We start from the raw sequence: 13,077 nt of genomic DNA on the forward strand, positions 1-13,077 counted from the left end.
ATCGCACGATGGGCAATAAGCCCGGCGCGCGGCAGCGCGTCGGGCTGAATGTGAAGCTTGACGGGAAACGCAAGCCCCTGACCGTTCGATGGTGTCGGACAGAATTCGTGTGATTAACGCGAATACAATTCGACGATCAGGCTTTCGTTGATGTCACCCGAGATATCGGCGCGATCCGGCACTTGCTTGAAGGTGCCTTCGAACTTCTTCGCGTCCACGGCAACCCATGCCGGGAAACCCGATTGCTCAGCCAGCGACAGCGCTTCGGCGATACGGACTTGCTTCTTCGACTGTTCGCGGATGGTGATGACGTCACCAGCCTTGACCTGTGCCGACGGCACGTTCAGGGCTTGACCGTTCAGCAGGATCGCCTTGTGCGACACCAGCTGGCGCGCTTCAGCGCGGGTCGAGCCGAAGCCCATGCGATACACGACGTTGTCCAGGCGCGATTCCAGCAGCTGCAGCAGCTTCTCGCCGGTGTTGCCCTTGCGGCGGTCGGCTTCGGCGAAGTAGCGGCGGAACTGGCGCTCGAGCACGCCGTAGATACGCTTGACCTTCTGCTTTTCGCGCAGCTGGTTGCCGTAGTCGGAGGTGCGTGCACCCGAGGTGCGGCCGTGCTGGCCCGGCTTGCTGTCCAGCTTGCACTTGTCTGCAAGCGAGCGGCGTGCGCTCTTCAGGAACAGGTCAGTACCTTCACGGCGGGAGAGTTTGGCCTTCGGGCCGATATAACGTGCCACTTTATCTTCCTTCCTGATCGATCGCGGCGCCTTTTTCGACGCGCCGCGAGTCCGCCTTCTCCATCCCTGGGGATGCATGAGTGGCGGACGGTGGGCTTATCCAGCGCGCTCCCGATGAGACTCCCATGGGAATCCCAGGCAGGCACGCGCAAAAGCATGTGTCTGATTGCTGCGCCCGTACGACGGACAAGAAATCAATCCATCAATCACCGGACGCAAAACGAAAACCTGCCGCAAGCATATGCAGCAGGTCAACGTGCGATACTACCATACCGGGTTGCGGGCGGGGAATCCCCGCTCGCAATCCGGTTATCACACCTGGCGCTTAGATGCGGCGGCGCTTCGGCGGACGGCAGCCGTTGTGCGGCACCGGCGTCACGTCTTCGATCACCGAGATCTTGATGCCCAGCGCGTTCAGCGCACGGACAGCCGATTCACGGCCAGGGCCGGGGCCCTTGATGCGCACGTCCAGGTTCTTGATACCCTGGTCTTGCGCCACGCGGCCGGCGTTCTCTGCAGCAACCTGGGCTGCGAAGGGCGTCGACTTGCGCGAACCCTTGAAGCCCTGGCCACCCGAGGTTGCCCATGCCAGGGCATTGCCCTGACGGTCGGTGATCGTGATGATGGTGTTGTTGAACGAAGCGTGGACGTGCGCAATGCCGTCGGCAACGTTCTTCTTGACCTTCTTACGCGCGCGCTGGGCGGCGTTATTCGGACCTTTTGCCATTAGTTTCTTCCTCTGCCTTCGGCTTTACTTCTTCAGAGCCACGCCGGCCTTACGCGGACCCTTGCGGGTACGGGCGTTGGTGCGGGTGCGCTGACCGCGCATCGGGAGACCCCTGCGGTGACGCACGCCACGATAACAACCAAGGTCCATGAGACGCTTGATGTTCATCGTGGTTTCACGACGCAGGTCACCCTCAACCGTGGCCTTGGCTACTTCGTCACGAAGCTTTTCCAGGTCGCCGTCGGTCAGGTCCTTGACCTTCTTGTCAAAGGGAACGCCGGTGGCCACGCAAATCTTGCGGGCGCGCGAGCGGCCGATACCGTAAATAGCCGTCAGGCCGATCTCGGTATGCTTGTGGTTCGGGATGTTAACCCCTGCGATACGTGCCATTCGTCAATCCTCTTTCCGATTAGCCTTGGCGTTGCTTGTGGCGGGGATCCGACGAGCAGATCACGCGCACGACACCGTTGCGCTTGATAACTTTGCAGTTGCGGCAAATGCGCTTAACAGAAGCCAGCACTTTCATGATTTTCCTCTTCCTTCAATTCCTGTTCGCGTCACTTCGTCCGAAAGACGATGCGCGCGCGTGACAGATCATATGGGGTCAGCTCAACCGTCACCCGATCACCCGGAAGAATCCGGATGTAGTTCATTCGCATCTTGCCGGAGATATGGCCCAACACTACATGGCCGTTTTCCAGTTTGACGCGGAACGTCGCGTTGGGAAGGTTTTCCAGGACCTCCCCCTGCATCTGGATGACGTCGTCTTTTGCCATACCTAGCCTGTACCGACCCGGCTTCAGCGCAAGGTCAGATTACCCTTGAAATTCGCCTTCTTCAGCAGGGACTCATATTGCTGCGACATGACATAGGACTGGACCTGGGCCATGAAGTCCATCGTGACGACCACGATGATCAGCAACGAGGTTCCGCCAAAATAGAACGGAACGTTCCAGCGCAGTACCAGGAATTCCGGCAACAGGCAGACCAGTGTGATGTAGATCGCACCAGCCAGCGTCAGACGGACAAGAATCTTGTCGATGTAGCGCGTCGTCTGCTCGCCCGGACGAATGCCCGGAATGAAGGCACCGCTTTTCTTCAGGTTGTCCGCCACTTCCCGGCTGTTGTACACCAGAGCCGTATAGAAGAAGCAGAAAAATATAATCGCAGCGGCGTACAGCAGGATGTAGACCGGCTGTCCCGGCGACAACGTCGCAGCCAGGTCCTTGACGAACCTGCCGACGGCGCTCGTCGAGTCAGAGGTGAACCAGCCCGCGATGGTCGCCGGGAACAGGATGATCGACGATGCGAAGATCGGCGGAATCACCCCTGCCATGTTCAGCTTCAGCGGCAGGTGCGACGATTGTCCGCCATACACCTTGTTGCCGACCTGACGCTTGGCATAGTTCACCAGGATCTTGCGCTGGCCACGCTCGACAAACACCACGGCAAAGGTAACGCCGGCGATGATTGCAACGATCAGGATCGATGCAATGATGCTCATGGAACCGGTGCGAACCAGTTCGAAGAGCCCGCCGATCGCATTGGGCAAGCCCGCCGCGATACCGCCGAAGATGATGATCGAGATGCCGTTGCCGAGACCCCGCTCGGTGATCTGCTCACCCAGCCACATCAGGAACATCGTGCCGGTCACCAGCGTAATCACTGCCGTAGCCCGGAACATCAGGCCCGGATCGATTACCAGGCCGGGCTGAGATTCCAGCGCGACTGCAATCGACAGCGCCTGGAAGGTGGCCAGAACCACCGTGCCGTAGCGCGTGTACTGCGTGATCTTGCGTTGACCCGCCTGCCCTTCCTTCTTCAACGACTCCAGCTGCGGCAGCACGATCGTCAGCAATTGCATGATGATCGACGCCGAGATGTACGGCATGATGCCGAGCGCGAAGACGGTAAAGCGCGACAGCGCACCGCCCGAGAACAGGTTGAACATCCCGAGGATGCCACCCGACTGACTCTGGAAAAGCTTCGCAAGCTGTTCCGGATCGATTCCCGGCACCGGAATATGCGCTCCGATGCGGTACACGATCAGGGCCAGCACCAGGAACATCAGCCGGCGCTTCAGGTCGCCGTACTTCGCCGTGTTCTTGGCTTGCGTGCTTGCATTGGGTTTCGCCGTGGCCAAACGATGCTCCGACTGTGACTCGCCTATGCTGCGAAATCTGCTGCTAAATTACGCCGCGATCTGACCGCCGGCGGCTTCGATCGCAGCCTTGGCGCCAGCGGTGGCACCCAGACCCTTGATCGTTACCTTGCGGGTCAGTTCGCCAGCCTTGATGACCTTGGCGCTCTTGACCAGCTCGGCCACCAGGCCAGCCTGCTTCAGAACGAGCAGGTCCACTTCAGCCGCTTCCAGACGCTCGATGTCGCGCAGGGTCACCTCAGCGGTGAAGACCTTCGTCAGCGAGGTGAAGCCGCGCTTCGGCAGGCGACGATACAGCGGCATTTGACCGCCTTCGAAGCCGACCTTGTGGAAGCCGCCCGAACGCGACTTCTGACCCTTGTGACCGCGACCGGCAGTCTTGCCCAGGCCGGAGCCGATACCACGGCCGACGCGACGCTTTGCGTGCTTCGAACCGGCGGCCGGTTTCAGGTTGTTCAGTTGCATGTTGCTCTCCGTGTCTCGGGTATCAGGCCAGAACCTTGACCAGGTACGACACCTTGTTGATCATGCCGCGCACTGCGGGCGTGTCTTCCAGTTCCGACACCGAGTTGATGCGGCGCAGACCCAGGCCACGCACGGTGGCGCGATGATCCTCACGCGTGCCGATCAGGCCACGCACGAGTTGCACTTTTACGGTTTTTTGCTGCTGCGACATTTCGTCCGACTCCTTAACCGAGGATGTCTTCAACCGACTTGCCGCGCTTGGCGGCGATCTCGCCGGGCGTGCTCATCTTTTGAAGACCGTCCAGCGTGGCGCGAACCATGTTGTACGGATTGGTCGAGCCGTGCGACTTGGTGACGACGTTGGTCACGCCCATCACCTCGAAAATAGCGCGCATCGGGCCGCCGGCGATCACGCCGGTACCTTCCTTGGCCGGCATCATCAGCACCTTGGCGGCGCCGTGCTTGCCCACGACTTCGTGTTGCAGCGTGCCGTTCTTCAGCGAGACCTTGACCATCTTGCGACGGGCTTCGTCCATTGCCTTCTGAACTGCAACGGGCACTTCCTTGGCCTTGCCCTTGCCCATGCCGATGCGGCCATCGCCGTCACCAACCACGGTCAGCGCAGCGAAACCGAGAATCCGGCCGCCCTTCACCACCTTGGTGACGCGGTTGACCGAGATCATCTTCTCGCGGAGGCCGTCGTCGCGTTCGTCCTGCTGGACTTTTGCTTGCATTTTTGCCATGACGTATCTCTCTATGTGCGCTTAGAACTTAAGGCCGGCTTCGCGAGCTGCGTCAGCCAGTGCCTTCACGCGACCATGGAAGCGGAAGCCGCCGCGATCGAACGCAACGGTCTCCACGCCAGCAGCCTTCGCCTTTTCGGCGATGCGCTTGCCAATCAGGGTCGCGGCGGCGGCGGTAGCACCGCTGCCGGTCAGTTCCTTGCGCACTTCTGCCTCGGCGGTCGAAGCCGATGCCAGCACTTGCGTGCCGCACGGCGAGTAGACCTGGGCGTAAATATGCGAATTCGTACGGAACACGGTCAGACGATTGATCTTCATCTCCGCGATTTTGGCGCGGGTCTGACGTGCACGGCGCAAACGAGCGTCTTTCTTGTTCATCATTGCACCCCTTACTTCTTCTTGGTTTCCTTCAGGATGACGCGCTCGTCCGCATAACGAACACCCTTGCCCTTATAGGGCTCAGGCGGACGGTATGCGCGGACTTCCGCTGCAACCTGACCGACTTTCTGCTTGTCCGCACCCTTGATGATGATCTCGGTCTGCGTGGGCGTTGCCGCCGTCACGCCTTCCGGCATCGCATGGATCACGTCGTGCGAGAAACCAAGCTGGAGCTTCAGCGCAGTACCTTGCAGCTGGGCACGATAGCCCACGCCGACCAGGTTAAGCTTGCGCTCGAAACCGGTGGTCACACCCTTGACCATATTGGCCACCAGGGCGCGCATGGTGCCCTGCAGTGCGTTTGCTTCACGCGATTCATCAGCGGGGACGAAAGTCAGCGTGTCGTTTTCGACATTGACCTTGACCAGGCTGTGGATCGGCTGCGTCAGCGTGCCGAGCGGGCCCTTAACGGAGAGCACGCCAGCTGCCAGATTCACTTCTGCGCCTTTGGGCAGCGCGATGGGAGCCTTACCTACACGGGACATGGTTACTCCTTACGCGACGTAGCAAAGAACTTCGCCGCCCACGCCAGTGGCACGTGCCTTGCGATCGGTCATCAGACCCTGGGGGGTCGAGATGATTGCGACGCCGAGGCCGTTCATCACTTGGGGGATGTCGCTGCGGCCCTTGTACACGCGCAGACCAGGCTTCGAGACGCGCTCAATGCGCTCGATGACCGGACGGCCCGCGTAGTACTTCAGACCGATGCTCAGTTGTGCCTTGCCGCCTTCTTCTTTCACGGCATAGTCGTCGATGTAGCCTTCGTCCTTGAGGACCTTGGCGATTGCCACTTTCAGCTTCGACGACGGCATGACAACCGACGCTTTCTGCACGCCTTGGGCGTTGCGGATGCGCGTCAGCATATCGGCGATAGGATCGCTCATGCTCATACTGTTTCTCCTGTAGCCTGTGCGTAATTACCAGCTGGCTTTCGTCAGACCCGGAATTTCGCCACGGAAGGCGATCTCACGGATCTTGTTACGCGCCAGGCCAAACTTGCGGAAGGTACCGCGGGGACGACCGGTGATGGCGCAACGATTGCGCTGACGGGTCGGGTTCGCGTTGCGCGGGAGCTGTTGCAGCTCCAGACGTGCGCCATAACGCTCTTCTTCCGACTTTTCCTGGTCGTCGATAATGGCCTTGAGGGTTGCGCGCTTGTCGGCATACTTTGCCACGAGCTTGGCGCGCTTCTTCTCACGTTCAATCAGAGCCAATTTAGCCACGGTAACCCCTTAATTACGGAACGGGAACTTGAATGCTGCGAGGAGTGCCTTGGCTTCCTCGTCATTCTTCGCCGTCGTCGTGATGCTGATGTTCAGACCACGCAGTGCGTCGATCTTGTCGTACTCAATTTCGGGGAAAATGATCTGCTCTTTCACACCGATGTTGTAGTTGCCACGACCATCGAACGAGCGGCCCGACACACCACGGAAGTCACGCACGCGCGGCAGGGCCACGGTCACGAAACGGTCCAGGAATTCGAACATGCGCTCGCCGCGCAGCGTCACCATCGCGCCGATGGGATAGCCCTGGCGGATCTTGAAGCCGGCGATTGCCTTCTTGGCCTTGGTCACCACCGGCTTCTGGCCGGCGATCTTGGTCAGGTCGCCCACTGCCAGCTCAATGACCTTCTTGTCATTGATGGCTTCGCCAAGGCCCATGTTCAGGGTGATCTTGGTGATGCGCGGCACTTCCATGACCGACTTGAAGCCGAATTGTTCGATCAGCTTCGGTACAACCTGTTCTTTGTAAAACTCTTGCAGACGTGCAGTCATGCTCAACTCCTATCTGTGCCCAGAATCAAGCTGCCACGACGGCACCGGTGGTCTTCAGCACGCGCACACGCTTGCCGTCTTCCACCTTGATACCGACGCGCGACGGCTTGCCATTGGCATCCACGAGCGCAACGTTAGAAATATGCAGCGGCATGACCTTGTCGACGACGCCACCAGTGGTGCCCAGCATCGGGTTCGGACGTGCGTGCTTCTTGGCAACGTTGACGCCTTCCACCACGACCTTGTCGCCGAGCATGGCTTGCACGGTACCGCGCTTGCCCTTGTCTTTTCCGGTCAGGACGATGACTTCGTCGCCTTTACGAATCTTGTTCATGGCGGCTCCTTACAGCACTTCCGGCGCGAGCGACACGATCTTCATGAAGCGCTCGGTACGGAGTTCACGAGTCACCGGCCCGAAAATACGGGTGCCGATCGGCTCGAGCTTGGTGTTCAGCAGGACAGCGGCATTGCTGTCGAACTTGACGAGCGAACCATCAGCGCGACGCACGCCCTTGGCGGTACGCACGACGACGGCGTTGTAAATATCGCCCTTCTTCACGCGACCGCGCGGTGCTGCGTCTTTGACGGTCACCTTGATGATGTCGCCCACGCTCGCATAGCGGCGCTTGGACCCACCCAGCACTTTGATGCACAGAACTTCGCGCGCACCAGTGTTATCGGCCACTTCGAGCCGGCTTTCTGTCTGAATCATGGTGTTATCTTCCCAACTTAATCCACCGGGCAACGCCCGCCGGTCAGTCTTGGTCCCGTCGGCTTCCGGCTTTGCGCCAGCAACCGTTTGGGTTGATCAACTTTGAAGTCGGTAGTTACCAGGCGGCCTGAACATGGTTAATCAGGAGCCGCTCGGCCTAGGTTCGCTTCATCGACTCGCCGGGGTGATACAACTAAGGCGAATGCAACAAAGCGGAAGTCCAGGATTATAGCAACATAACCCTGGACTCGCAAGTCAACCGAAAACCTTGTGGTTTTTAGATGACGCGCGCAGCTTCGACCAGACGGGAAACCACCCAGGATTTGGTCCGCGACAGCGGACGCGTTTCCTGGATCTCGACCTTGTCGCCTTCCTTGTACTGGTTGGCTTCGTCGTGTGCGTGGTACTTCTTGGAACGCAGCACGTACTTGCCGTACAGAGGATGCTTGACGCGGTTTTCGATCAGGACCGTGACGGTCTTGTCCATCTTGTCGCTAACTACCCGGCCGACCAGCGTGCGGCGAAGCGACGATTCCGTTTGTGCAGTTTCAGTCATTTCGAGGTCGCCTTTTCGTTCAGCACGGTTTGCACCCGCGCGATGTCCTTGCGCACCTTCTTCAGCTGGCTGGTGTTCTGCAGCTGTTGGGTGGCCTTTTGCATGCGCAGGCTAAATTGGGCCTTCAGCAGCTCGGAGAGCTCCTGGTTCAGCCCGGCGGCATCTTTGCCGCGAAGTTCGGATGCTTTCATCCCTGCTCTCCTTACGTCCCGACCTGGCGCACCACGAAATTGGTGGCGATCGGCAGCTTGGCAGCTGCGAGGCGGAACGCCTCACGCGCCAGGTCTTCCGTCACGCCATCCATTTCGTACAGCATCTTGCCCGGCTGGATTTCTGCCACGTAGTATTCCGGATTACCCTTACCGTTACCCATACGGACTTCGGCGGGCTTCTTCGAGATCGGCTTGTCCGGGAAAATCCGGATCCAGATGCGGCCGCCACGCTTGATGTGACGGGTCATCGCACGACGTGCCGACTCGATCTGGCGAGCCGTCAGACGACCACGGCCCATTGCCTTCAGGCCGAATTCGCCGAAAGACACGGCGTTGCCACGGGTAGCCTTACCCGTGTTGCGGCCTTTCTGCTCCTTGCGGTATTTTCTGCGCTTAGGTTGCAGCATCGTTATTCTCCACTCTTCGCATCTGCGCCAGGCGCAGCGCGGCGACCGGCACCGGCGCCAGCACCACCGCGACGGTTGCCACCCGGACGGCCGCCTTCGCCTTCACGGCGACGACCATCGGGACGACCCGGGCGACGACGACGCTCGTCTTGCGGCTCTTCCACCACCGGCGCGTCATTGCGGCCGAGGTGATCACCCTTGTAGACCCACACCTTGACACCGATGATGCCGTAGGTGGTTTCTGCTTCGGAGAAGCCGTAGTCGATGTCGGCGCGCAGGGTGTGCAGGGGCACACGACCTTCGCGATACCATTCGGTACGAGCGATTTCGATGCCGTTCAGACGACCGGCGCTCATGATCTTGATGCCCTGGGCACCGAGGCGCATCGCGTTCTGCATCGCGCGCTTCATGGCGCGGCGGAACATGATACGGCGCTCGAGCTGCTGGGTGATCGAGTCGGCGATCAGCTGCGCATCGGTTTCCGGCTTGCGGATTTCCTCGATGTTCACGTGCACGGGCACACCCATGCGGCGTTGCAGCTCGGCCTTGAGCAGTTCGATGTCCTCACCCTTCTTGCCGATCACCACGCCCGGACGCGAGCTATAGATGGTGAGACGTGCATTGCGGGCGGGGCGCTCGATCACGACGCGGCCAACCGAAGCGTTCTTGAGCTTCTTCTTCAGAAACTCGCGAACTTCGATGTCTTCTTTCAGCATGCCGGCGAACTTCGTGTTGTTGGCGTACCAACGCGAAGCCCAGTTACGGCTGACGGCCAGACGGAAGCCAGTCGGATGAATCTTCTGTCCCATCGTGACTCCTTAGTTGCCGAGCGTCACAGTAATGTGACAAGTTTGTTTCTCGATACGGTTGCCGCGGCCCTTTGCTCGTGCCGTGAAACGCTTGAGCGAGGTTGCCTTGTCGACGTAGATGGTCTTGACCTTCAGTTCGTCGATGTCGGCGCCTTCGTTGTGCTCGGCGTTGGCGATGGCCGATTCGACCACCTTCTTCACGATCCCGGCAGCCTTTTTCGGGCTGAACGTCAGGATGTTGAGCGCGCGCTCGATCGGCAGACCGCGGATCTGGTCAGCGACCAGGCGCGTTTTCTGGGCGGAGATGCGGGCACCGCGATGAATCGCTTTCACTTCCATGATGGCACCTTACCTCTTCGCTTTCTTGTCAGCCGCGTGGCCCTTGAACGTACGCGTGAGCGCAAATTCGCCGAGCTTGTGGCCAACCATGTTTTCCGAAACGTACACCGGCACGTGTTGACGGCCGTTGTGCACGGCGATCGTCAGGCCGATGAATTCCGGCAGAATGGTCGAGCGACGCGACCAAGTCTTGATGGGCTTCTTGTCCTTGCCGCCTGAGGCCGCTTCCACCTTTTTCAGCAGGTGGGCGTCACAGAACGGACCCTTTTTTGCGGAACGTGTCATGTCTAGGCTCCTACCTACCGATTAACGCTTGTGGCGGCGCTGCACGATCATGCTGGCAGTGCGCTTGTTGCTGCGGGTACGGTAACCCTTGGCCGGGGTACCCCACGGCGAAACCGGGTCGCGACCAGCAGCGGTCTTGCCTTCACCACCACCGTGCGGGTGGTCCACCGGGTTCATCACTACGCCACGAACCGTCGGGCGGATACCGCGCCAACGGGTCGCGCCGGCCTTGCCGATAACGCGCAGGCTGTGCTCTTCGTTGCCAACTTCACCGATGGTGGCGCGGCATTCGATGTGAACGCGGCGCACTTCACCGGAGCGCAGGCGAACCTGGGCGTAGATGCCTTCGCGAGCCAGCAGCACGGCGGAACCGCCTGCGGCGCGAGCGATCTGGGCGCCCTTGCCCGGCAGCATTTCCACGCAGTGGATGGTGGTACCAACCGGGATGTTGCGGATCGGCAGGTTGTTACCCGACTTGATCGCAGCTTCCGAGCCGTTCATCAGCGGCTGGCCAACTACCATGCCCTTGGTGGCGATGATGTAGCGGCGCTCGCCGTCGGCGAACAGCACCAGCGCGATATTGGCGCTGCGGTTCGGATCGTATTCCAGGCGCTCGACCTTGGCGGGGATGCCGTCCTTGTCGTTGCGCTTGAAGTCGACCACGCGATAGTGGTGCTTATGACCACCGCCCTTGTGGCGGGTGGTGATATGACCATTGTTGTTACGGCCCGACTTCTGGAATTGCTTTTCCAGCAGCGGAGCATGGGGCGCGCCCTTGTGCAGGTTGGGGTTAACAACCTTTACCATGGAGCGACGGCCCGGGGACGTCGGCTTGGTCTTGACGAGTGCCATGATTACTTGGCCTCCGCTTCAAAATTGATTTCCTGACCCGGCTTGAGCGAAACGTAAGCCTTCTTCACGTGGTTGCGACGCCCCATGAAGCGGCCAAAGCGCTTTTGCTTGCCCTTTTGGTTCAGGATCTGAACGGACTGCACCTCGACCTTGAACAGCAGTTCGACTGCCGCCTTCACGTCTGCCTTGTTGGCATCGCGAGCGACTTCGAACACGACTTGTTCGTTCTTGTCGGCGACCAGGGTTGCCTTTTCGGAAACCACCGGCGCGAGCAGCACCTGCATCAAACGATGATCGTTCTTGGCTACTTGCGTCATTTCAGCAACTCCTCGATCTGCGCGACGGCTGCCTTGGTCACCAGCACCTTCTTGTAGTGCACGAGCGACAGCGGGTCAGCCTGGCGCGGCTCGACAACTGCCACGTGCGGCAGGTTGCGCGAAGCCAGGTAGAGGTTTTCGTCGAGGCTGTCGGTGATGATCAGCACCGAGTCCAGGCCCATGGCCTTGAACTTGTCGGCCAAGAGCTTGGTCTTGGGCGCATCGACGGTGAAACCGTCCACCACGTTGATACGACCTTCACGTGCGAGCTGCGAGTAGATCGAGCGCATGCCGGCACGGAACATCTTCTTGTTGACCTTCTGGCTGAAGTTCTCTTCCGGCGAATTCGGGAAGATGCGGCCGCCCCCGCGCCACAGCGGCGAGGAAGACATACCGGCACGAGCGCGGCCCGTACCCTTCTGGCGCCAAGGCTTCTTGGTCGTGTGCTTGACCTCTTCACGGTCCTTCTGCTTACGGTTACCGCTGCGAGCGTTGGCCTGGTAAGCGACGACGACCTGGTGAACGAGGGCTTCGTTGTAGTCACGGCCGAAGACTTCGGGCGAAGCGTCAACGCCTGCGCCGATCTGGCCATTGTCCTGGAGGAGCTTGAGTTCCATTGATTCGCTCCTTAAGCTTTGGCTTTGGCCTTGACGGCCGGGGTAACGATAACCTTGCCGCCCTTGGAGCCGGGAATAGCGCCCTTGACCAGCAGCAGCTTGCGCTCTGCGTCGATCTTGGCGATTTCCAGGTTCTGGACGGTGCGGGTGACGTCACCCAGGTGGCCAGTCATGCGCTTGCCGGGGAACACACGGCCCGGATCCTGCGCCATACCGATGGAACCCGGCACGTTGTGCGAACGCGAGTTACCGTGGGTGGCACGACCCGAAGCGAAGTGGTGGCGCTTGATGGTACCGGCGTAGCCCTTACCGATGGTCACGCCCTGGACGTCGATCTTCTGACCGACTTCGAACAGGTCGACCGACAGCGAACCGCCAGCTTGCAGTTCGCCAGCCTTAGCGGCATCGATACGGAATTCGCGGATGATTTCGCCAGCTTCTACACCGGCTTTGGCGAGGTGACCCGCCAGCGGCTTGGTGACGCGGCTAGCGCGGCGTGCGCCGAAAGTGACTTGAACGGCGGTATAACCGTCGGTCTCGTCCGTCTTGATTTGCGTCACGCGGTTGTCGCCGACCTCGACCACGGTAACGGGAATCGAATCACCGTCGTCCGTGAAAATACGGGTCATGCCAACCTTGCGACCTACAAGGCCAAGGCTCATGGTTTGCTCCATTCCCAGCTGCGATTGGCCGGGGCTGATTGATACACGAAAACTGTGTTTGCAGTGCGGGGCTTGCGCTGAAGAAGACTGCGCGCGGCCAAACTGGCCAGCCCACTACCCATAGACAAATGGGTAGCCTTACACTATATCGAACTGGTTTGGAATTAGCAAGGATGGTTTGGGAAGTTGGGGGCTGCGGGGGCGGCAGGTGTTGTTTTGTGATGCTTACGCTTGGCGAAGCACCGCTGGAATGCGATTTCCGG

At 60.0% G+C, this 13,077-nt stretch carries 26 protein-coding genes; all 26 read right to left on the reverse strand.

From position 1 onward, the window contains the following. Positions 1 to 113 precede the first annotated feature (113 nt). On the reverse strand, positions 114 to 737 hold the full coding sequence (rpsD, locus tag P3W85_RS39910; RefSeq protein WP_006160429.1) for a 30S ribosomal protein S4: 624 nt from the start codon (positions 735 to 737) through the stop codon (positions 114 to 116). A 325-nt stretch (positions 738 to 1,062) separates the two neighbouring features. Beyond that, positions 1,063 to 1,464, reverse strand: a complete 402-nt coding sequence (rpsK, locus tag P3W85_RS39915; protein WP_017225223.1) for a 30S ribosomal protein S11 — start codon at positions 1,462 to 1,464, stop codon at positions 1,063 to 1,065. A gap of 24 nt (positions 1,465 to 1,488) precedes the next feature. Then, entirely contained in the window at positions 1,489 to 1,854 is a 366-nt protein-coding gene (rpsM, locus tag P3W85_RS39920) for a 30S ribosomal protein S13 (protein ID WP_006160431.1), read from the reverse strand. Between the two features lie 19 nt (positions 1,855 to 1,873). Continuing rightward, a complete protein-coding gene (gene rpmJ / locus P3W85_RS39925; protein WP_006160433.1) occupies positions 1,874 to 1,990 on the reverse strand; it encodes a 50S ribosomal protein L36 in 117 nt (38 codons plus the stop codon). A gap of 31 nt (positions 1,991 to 2,021) precedes the next feature. Beyond that, positions 2,022 to 2,240, reverse strand: a complete 219-nt coding sequence (gene infA, locus P3W85_RS39930) for a translation initiation factor IF-1 (protein WP_006160436.1) — start codon at positions 2,238 to 2,240, stop codon at positions 2,022 to 2,024. Between the two features lie 23 nt (positions 2,241 to 2,263). After that, the gene (gene secY / locus P3W85_RS39935) at positions 2,264 to 3,607 is read right to left on the reverse strand and encodes a preprotein translocase subunit SecY (protein WP_017225224.1); all 1,344 of its coding nucleotides are present in this window, start codon (positions 3,605 to 3,607) and stop codon (positions 2,264 to 2,266) included. Positions 3,608 to 3,655: 48 nt separating this feature from the next. After that, positions 3,656 to 4,090 (reverse strand): 50S ribosomal protein L15, encoded by a 435-nt coding sequence (gene rplO, locus P3W85_RS39940; RefSeq protein WP_017225225.1) that lies wholly within the window; start codon positions 4,088 to 4,090, stop codon positions 3,656 to 3,658. A 22-nt stretch (positions 4,091 to 4,112) separates the two neighbouring features. Continuing rightward, complete coding sequence (rpmD, locus tag P3W85_RS39945; RefSeq protein ID WP_017225226.1) at positions 4,113 to 4,301, reverse strand: 50S ribosomal protein L30; 189 nt, start codon at positions 4,299 to 4,301, stop codon at positions 4,113 to 4,115. Between the two features lie 13 nt (positions 4,302 to 4,314). Next, positions 4,315 to 4,833, reverse strand: a complete 519-nt coding sequence (rpsE, locus tag P3W85_RS39950) for a 30S ribosomal protein S5 (RefSeq protein WP_006160449.1) — start codon at positions 4,831 to 4,833, stop codon at positions 4,315 to 4,317. A 21-nt stretch (positions 4,834 to 4,854) separates the two neighbouring features. Next, positions 4,855 to 5,211, reverse strand: a complete 357-nt coding sequence (gene rplR / locus P3W85_RS39955; protein ID WP_006160450.1) for a 50S ribosomal protein L18 — start codon at positions 5,209 to 5,211, stop codon at positions 4,855 to 4,857. Positions 5,212 to 5,222: 11 nt separating this feature from the next. Continuing rightward, positions 5,223 to 5,756: a 50S ribosomal protein L6 gene (gene rplF / locus P3W85_RS39960; protein ID WP_017225228.1), complete on the reverse strand. Its 534-nt coding sequence runs from the start codon at positions 5,754 to 5,756 to the stop codon at positions 5,223 to 5,225. A gap of 9 nt (positions 5,757 to 5,765) precedes the next feature. Beyond that, positions 5,766 to 6,161 carry a 30S ribosomal protein S8 gene (gene rpsH / locus P3W85_RS39965; RefSeq protein ID WP_017225229.1) on the reverse strand — a complete coding sequence of 132 codons (396 nt, stop codon included), beginning with the start codon at positions 6,159 to 6,161 and terminating at the stop codon, positions 5,766 to 5,768. Positions 6,162 to 6,188: 27 nt separating this feature from the next. Next, the gene (gene rpsN, locus P3W85_RS39970; protein ID WP_035807814.1) at positions 6,189 to 6,494 is read right to left on the reverse strand and encodes a 30S ribosomal protein S14; all 306 of its coding nucleotides are present in this window, start codon (positions 6,492 to 6,494) and stop codon (positions 6,189 to 6,191) included. A gap of 9 nt (positions 6,495 to 6,503) precedes the next feature. Next, complete coding sequence (gene rplE, locus P3W85_RS39975) at positions 6,504 to 7,046, reverse strand: 50S ribosomal protein L5 (protein WP_017225231.1); 543 nt, start codon at positions 7,044 to 7,046, stop codon at positions 6,504 to 6,506. A 25-nt stretch (positions 7,047 to 7,071) separates the two neighbouring features. Continuing rightward, complete coding sequence (gene rplX / locus P3W85_RS39980; RefSeq protein ID WP_017225232.1) at positions 7,072 to 7,380, reverse strand: 50S ribosomal protein L24; 309 nt, start codon at positions 7,378 to 7,380, stop codon at positions 7,072 to 7,074. Between the two features lie 9 nt (positions 7,381 to 7,389). Next, positions 7,390 to 7,758, reverse strand: a complete 369-nt coding sequence (gene rplN / locus P3W85_RS39985) for a 50S ribosomal protein L14 (protein ID WP_017225233.1) — start codon at positions 7,756 to 7,758, stop codon at positions 7,390 to 7,392. Positions 7,759 to 8,035: 277 nt separating this feature from the next. Beyond that, positions 8,036 to 8,314 (reverse strand): 30S ribosomal protein S17, encoded by a 279-nt coding sequence (gene rpsQ / locus P3W85_RS39990; RefSeq protein ID WP_006160462.1) that lies wholly within the window; start codon positions 8,312 to 8,314, stop codon positions 8,036 to 8,038. Further along, on the reverse strand, positions 8,311 to 8,505 hold the full coding sequence (gene rpmC / locus P3W85_RS39995) for a 50S ribosomal protein L29 (RefSeq protein WP_006160464.1): 195 nt from the start codon (positions 8,503 to 8,505) through the stop codon (positions 8,311 to 8,313). Before rpmC ends, rpsQ begins: the two co-directional genes overlap by 4 nt. A gap of 11 nt (positions 8,506 to 8,516) precedes the next feature. Further along, the gene (gene rplP / locus P3W85_RS40000; protein WP_013958242.1) at positions 8,517 to 8,933 is read right to left on the reverse strand and encodes a 50S ribosomal protein L16; all 417 of its coding nucleotides are present in this window, start codon (positions 8,931 to 8,933) and stop codon (positions 8,517 to 8,519) included. 2 nt (positions 8,934 to 8,935) lie between these two features. Then, complete coding sequence (gene rpsC, locus P3W85_RS40005) at positions 8,936 to 9,742, reverse strand: 30S ribosomal protein S3 (protein WP_017225234.1); 807 nt, start codon at positions 9,740 to 9,742, stop codon at positions 8,936 to 8,938. Between the two features lie 9 nt (positions 9,743 to 9,751). After that, positions 9,752 to 10,081: a 50S ribosomal protein L22 gene (gene rplV / locus P3W85_RS40010; protein ID WP_017225235.1), complete on the reverse strand. Its 330-nt coding sequence runs from the start codon at positions 10,079 to 10,081 to the stop codon at positions 9,752 to 9,754. A 9-nt stretch (positions 10,082 to 10,090) separates the two neighbouring features. Then, positions 10,091 to 10,366, reverse strand: a complete 276-nt coding sequence (rpsS, locus tag P3W85_RS40015) for a 30S ribosomal protein S19 (RefSeq protein WP_017225236.1) — start codon at positions 10,364 to 10,366, stop codon at positions 10,091 to 10,093. 21 nt (positions 10,367 to 10,387) lie between these two features. After that, a complete protein-coding gene (gene rplB / locus P3W85_RS40020; protein WP_017225237.1) occupies positions 10,388 to 11,218 on the reverse strand; it encodes a 50S ribosomal protein L2 in 831 nt (276 codons plus the stop codon). Positions 11,219 to 11,220: 2 nt separating this feature from the next. Then, positions 11,221 to 11,535: a 50S ribosomal protein L23 gene (gene rplW, locus P3W85_RS40025; RefSeq protein ID WP_006160473.1), complete on the reverse strand. Its 315-nt coding sequence runs from the start codon at positions 11,533 to 11,535 to the stop codon at positions 11,221 to 11,223. Continuing rightward, positions 11,532 to 12,152 (reverse strand): 50S ribosomal protein L4, encoded by a 621-nt coding sequence (gene rplD, locus P3W85_RS40030; RefSeq protein ID WP_017225238.1) that lies wholly within the window; start codon positions 12,150 to 12,152, stop codon positions 11,532 to 11,534. Before rplD ends, rplW begins: the two co-directional genes overlap by 4 nt. A gap of 11 nt (positions 12,153 to 12,163) precedes the next feature. Further along, a complete protein-coding gene (gene rplC / locus P3W85_RS40035) occupies positions 12,164 to 12,814 on the reverse strand; it encodes a 50S ribosomal protein L3 (RefSeq protein WP_017225239.1) in 651 nt (216 codons plus the stop codon). Between the last annotated feature and the right edge of the window lie 263 nt (positions 12,815 to 13,077).

Origin of the sequence: Cupriavidus basilensis (assembly GCF_029335485.1) — a bacterium.
GTDB lineage: Bacteria > Pseudomonadota > Gammaproteobacteria > Burkholderiales > Burkholderiaceae > Cupriavidus > Cupriavidus basilensis_E.

Coding starts and splice junctions, on each gene's coding strand:
- rpsK (WP_017225223.1), bottom strand. CDS start 1,464: ATGGCAAAAGGTCCGAATAACGCCGCCCAGCGCGCGCGTAAGAAGGTC.
- rpsM (WP_006160431.1), bottom strand. CDS start 1,854: ATGGCACGTATCGCAGGGGTTAACATCCCGAACCACAAGCATACCGAG.
- rpmJ (WP_006160433.1), bottom strand. CDS start 1,990: ATGAAAGTGCTGGCTTCTGTTAAGCGCATTTGCCGCAACTGCAAAGTT.
- infA (WP_006160436.1), bottom strand. CDS start 2,240: ATGGCAAAAGACGACGTCATCCAGATGCAGGGGGAGGTCCTGGAAAAC.
- rplO (WP_017225225.1), bottom strand. CDS start 4,090: ATGCAACTGAACAACCTGAAACCGGCCGCCGGTTCGAAGCACGCAAAG.
- rpmD (WP_017225226.1), bottom strand. CDS start 4,301: ATGTCGCAGCAGCAAAAAACCGTAAAAGTGCAACTCGTGCGTGGCCTG.
- rpsE (WP_006160449.1), bottom strand. CDS start 4,833: ATGGCAAAAATGCAAGCAAAAGTCCAGCAGGACGAACGCGACGACGGC.
- rplR (WP_006160450.1), bottom strand. CDS start 5,211: ATGAACAAGAAAGACGCTCGTTTGCGCCGTGCACGTCAGACCCGCGCC.
- rplF (WP_017225228.1), bottom strand. CDS start 5,756: ATGTCCCGTGTAGGTAAGGCTCCCATCGCGCTGCCCAAAGGCGCAGAA.
- rpsH (WP_017225229.1), bottom strand. CDS start 6,161: ATGAGCATGAGCGATCCTATCGCCGATATGCTGACGCGCATCCGCAAC.
- rplE (WP_017225231.1), bottom strand. CDS start 7,046: ATGACTGCACGTCTGCAAGAGTTTTACAAAGAACAGGTTGTACCGAAG.
- rplX (WP_017225232.1), bottom strand. CDS start 7,380: ATGAACAAGATTCGTAAAGGCGACGAAGTCATCGTCCTGACCGGAAAA.
- rplN (WP_017225233.1), bottom strand. CDS start 7,758: ATGATTCAGACAGAAAGCCGGCTCGAAGTGGCCGATAACACTGGTGCG.
- rpsQ (WP_006160462.1), bottom strand. CDS start 8,314: ATGACTGAAACTGCACAAACGGAATCGTCGCTTCGCCGCACGCTGGTC.
- rpmC (WP_006160464.1), bottom strand. CDS start 8,505: ATGAAAGCATCCGAACTTCGCGGCAAAGATGCCGCCGGGCTGAACCAG.
- rplP (WP_013958242.1), bottom strand. CDS start 8,933: ATGCTGCAACCTAAGCGCAGAAAATACCGCAAGGAGCAGAAAGGCCGC.
- rpsC (WP_017225234.1), bottom strand. CDS start 9,742: ATGGGACAGAAGATTCATCCGACTGGCTTCCGTCTGGCCGTCAGCCGT.
- rplV (WP_017225235.1), bottom strand. CDS start 10,081: ATGGAAGTGAAAGCGATTCATCGCGGTGCCCGCATCTCCGCCCAGAAA.
- rpsS (WP_017225236.1), bottom strand. CDS start 10,366: ATGACACGTTCCGCAAAAAAGGGTCCGTTCTGTGACGCCCACCTGCTG.
- rplB (WP_017225237.1), bottom strand. CDS start 11,218: ATGGCACTCGTCAAGACCAAGCCGACGTCCCCGGGCCGTCGCTCCATG.
- rplW (WP_006160473.1), bottom strand. CDS start 11,535: ATGACGCAAGTAGCCAAGAACGATCATCGTTTGATGCAGGTGCTGCTC.
- rplD (WP_017225238.1), bottom strand. CDS start 12,152: ATGGAACTCAAGCTCCTCCAGGACAATGGCCAGATCGGCGCAGGCGTT.
- rplC (WP_017225239.1), bottom strand. CDS start 12,814: ATGAGCCTTGGCCTTGTAGGTCGCAAGGTTGGCATGACCCGTATTTTC.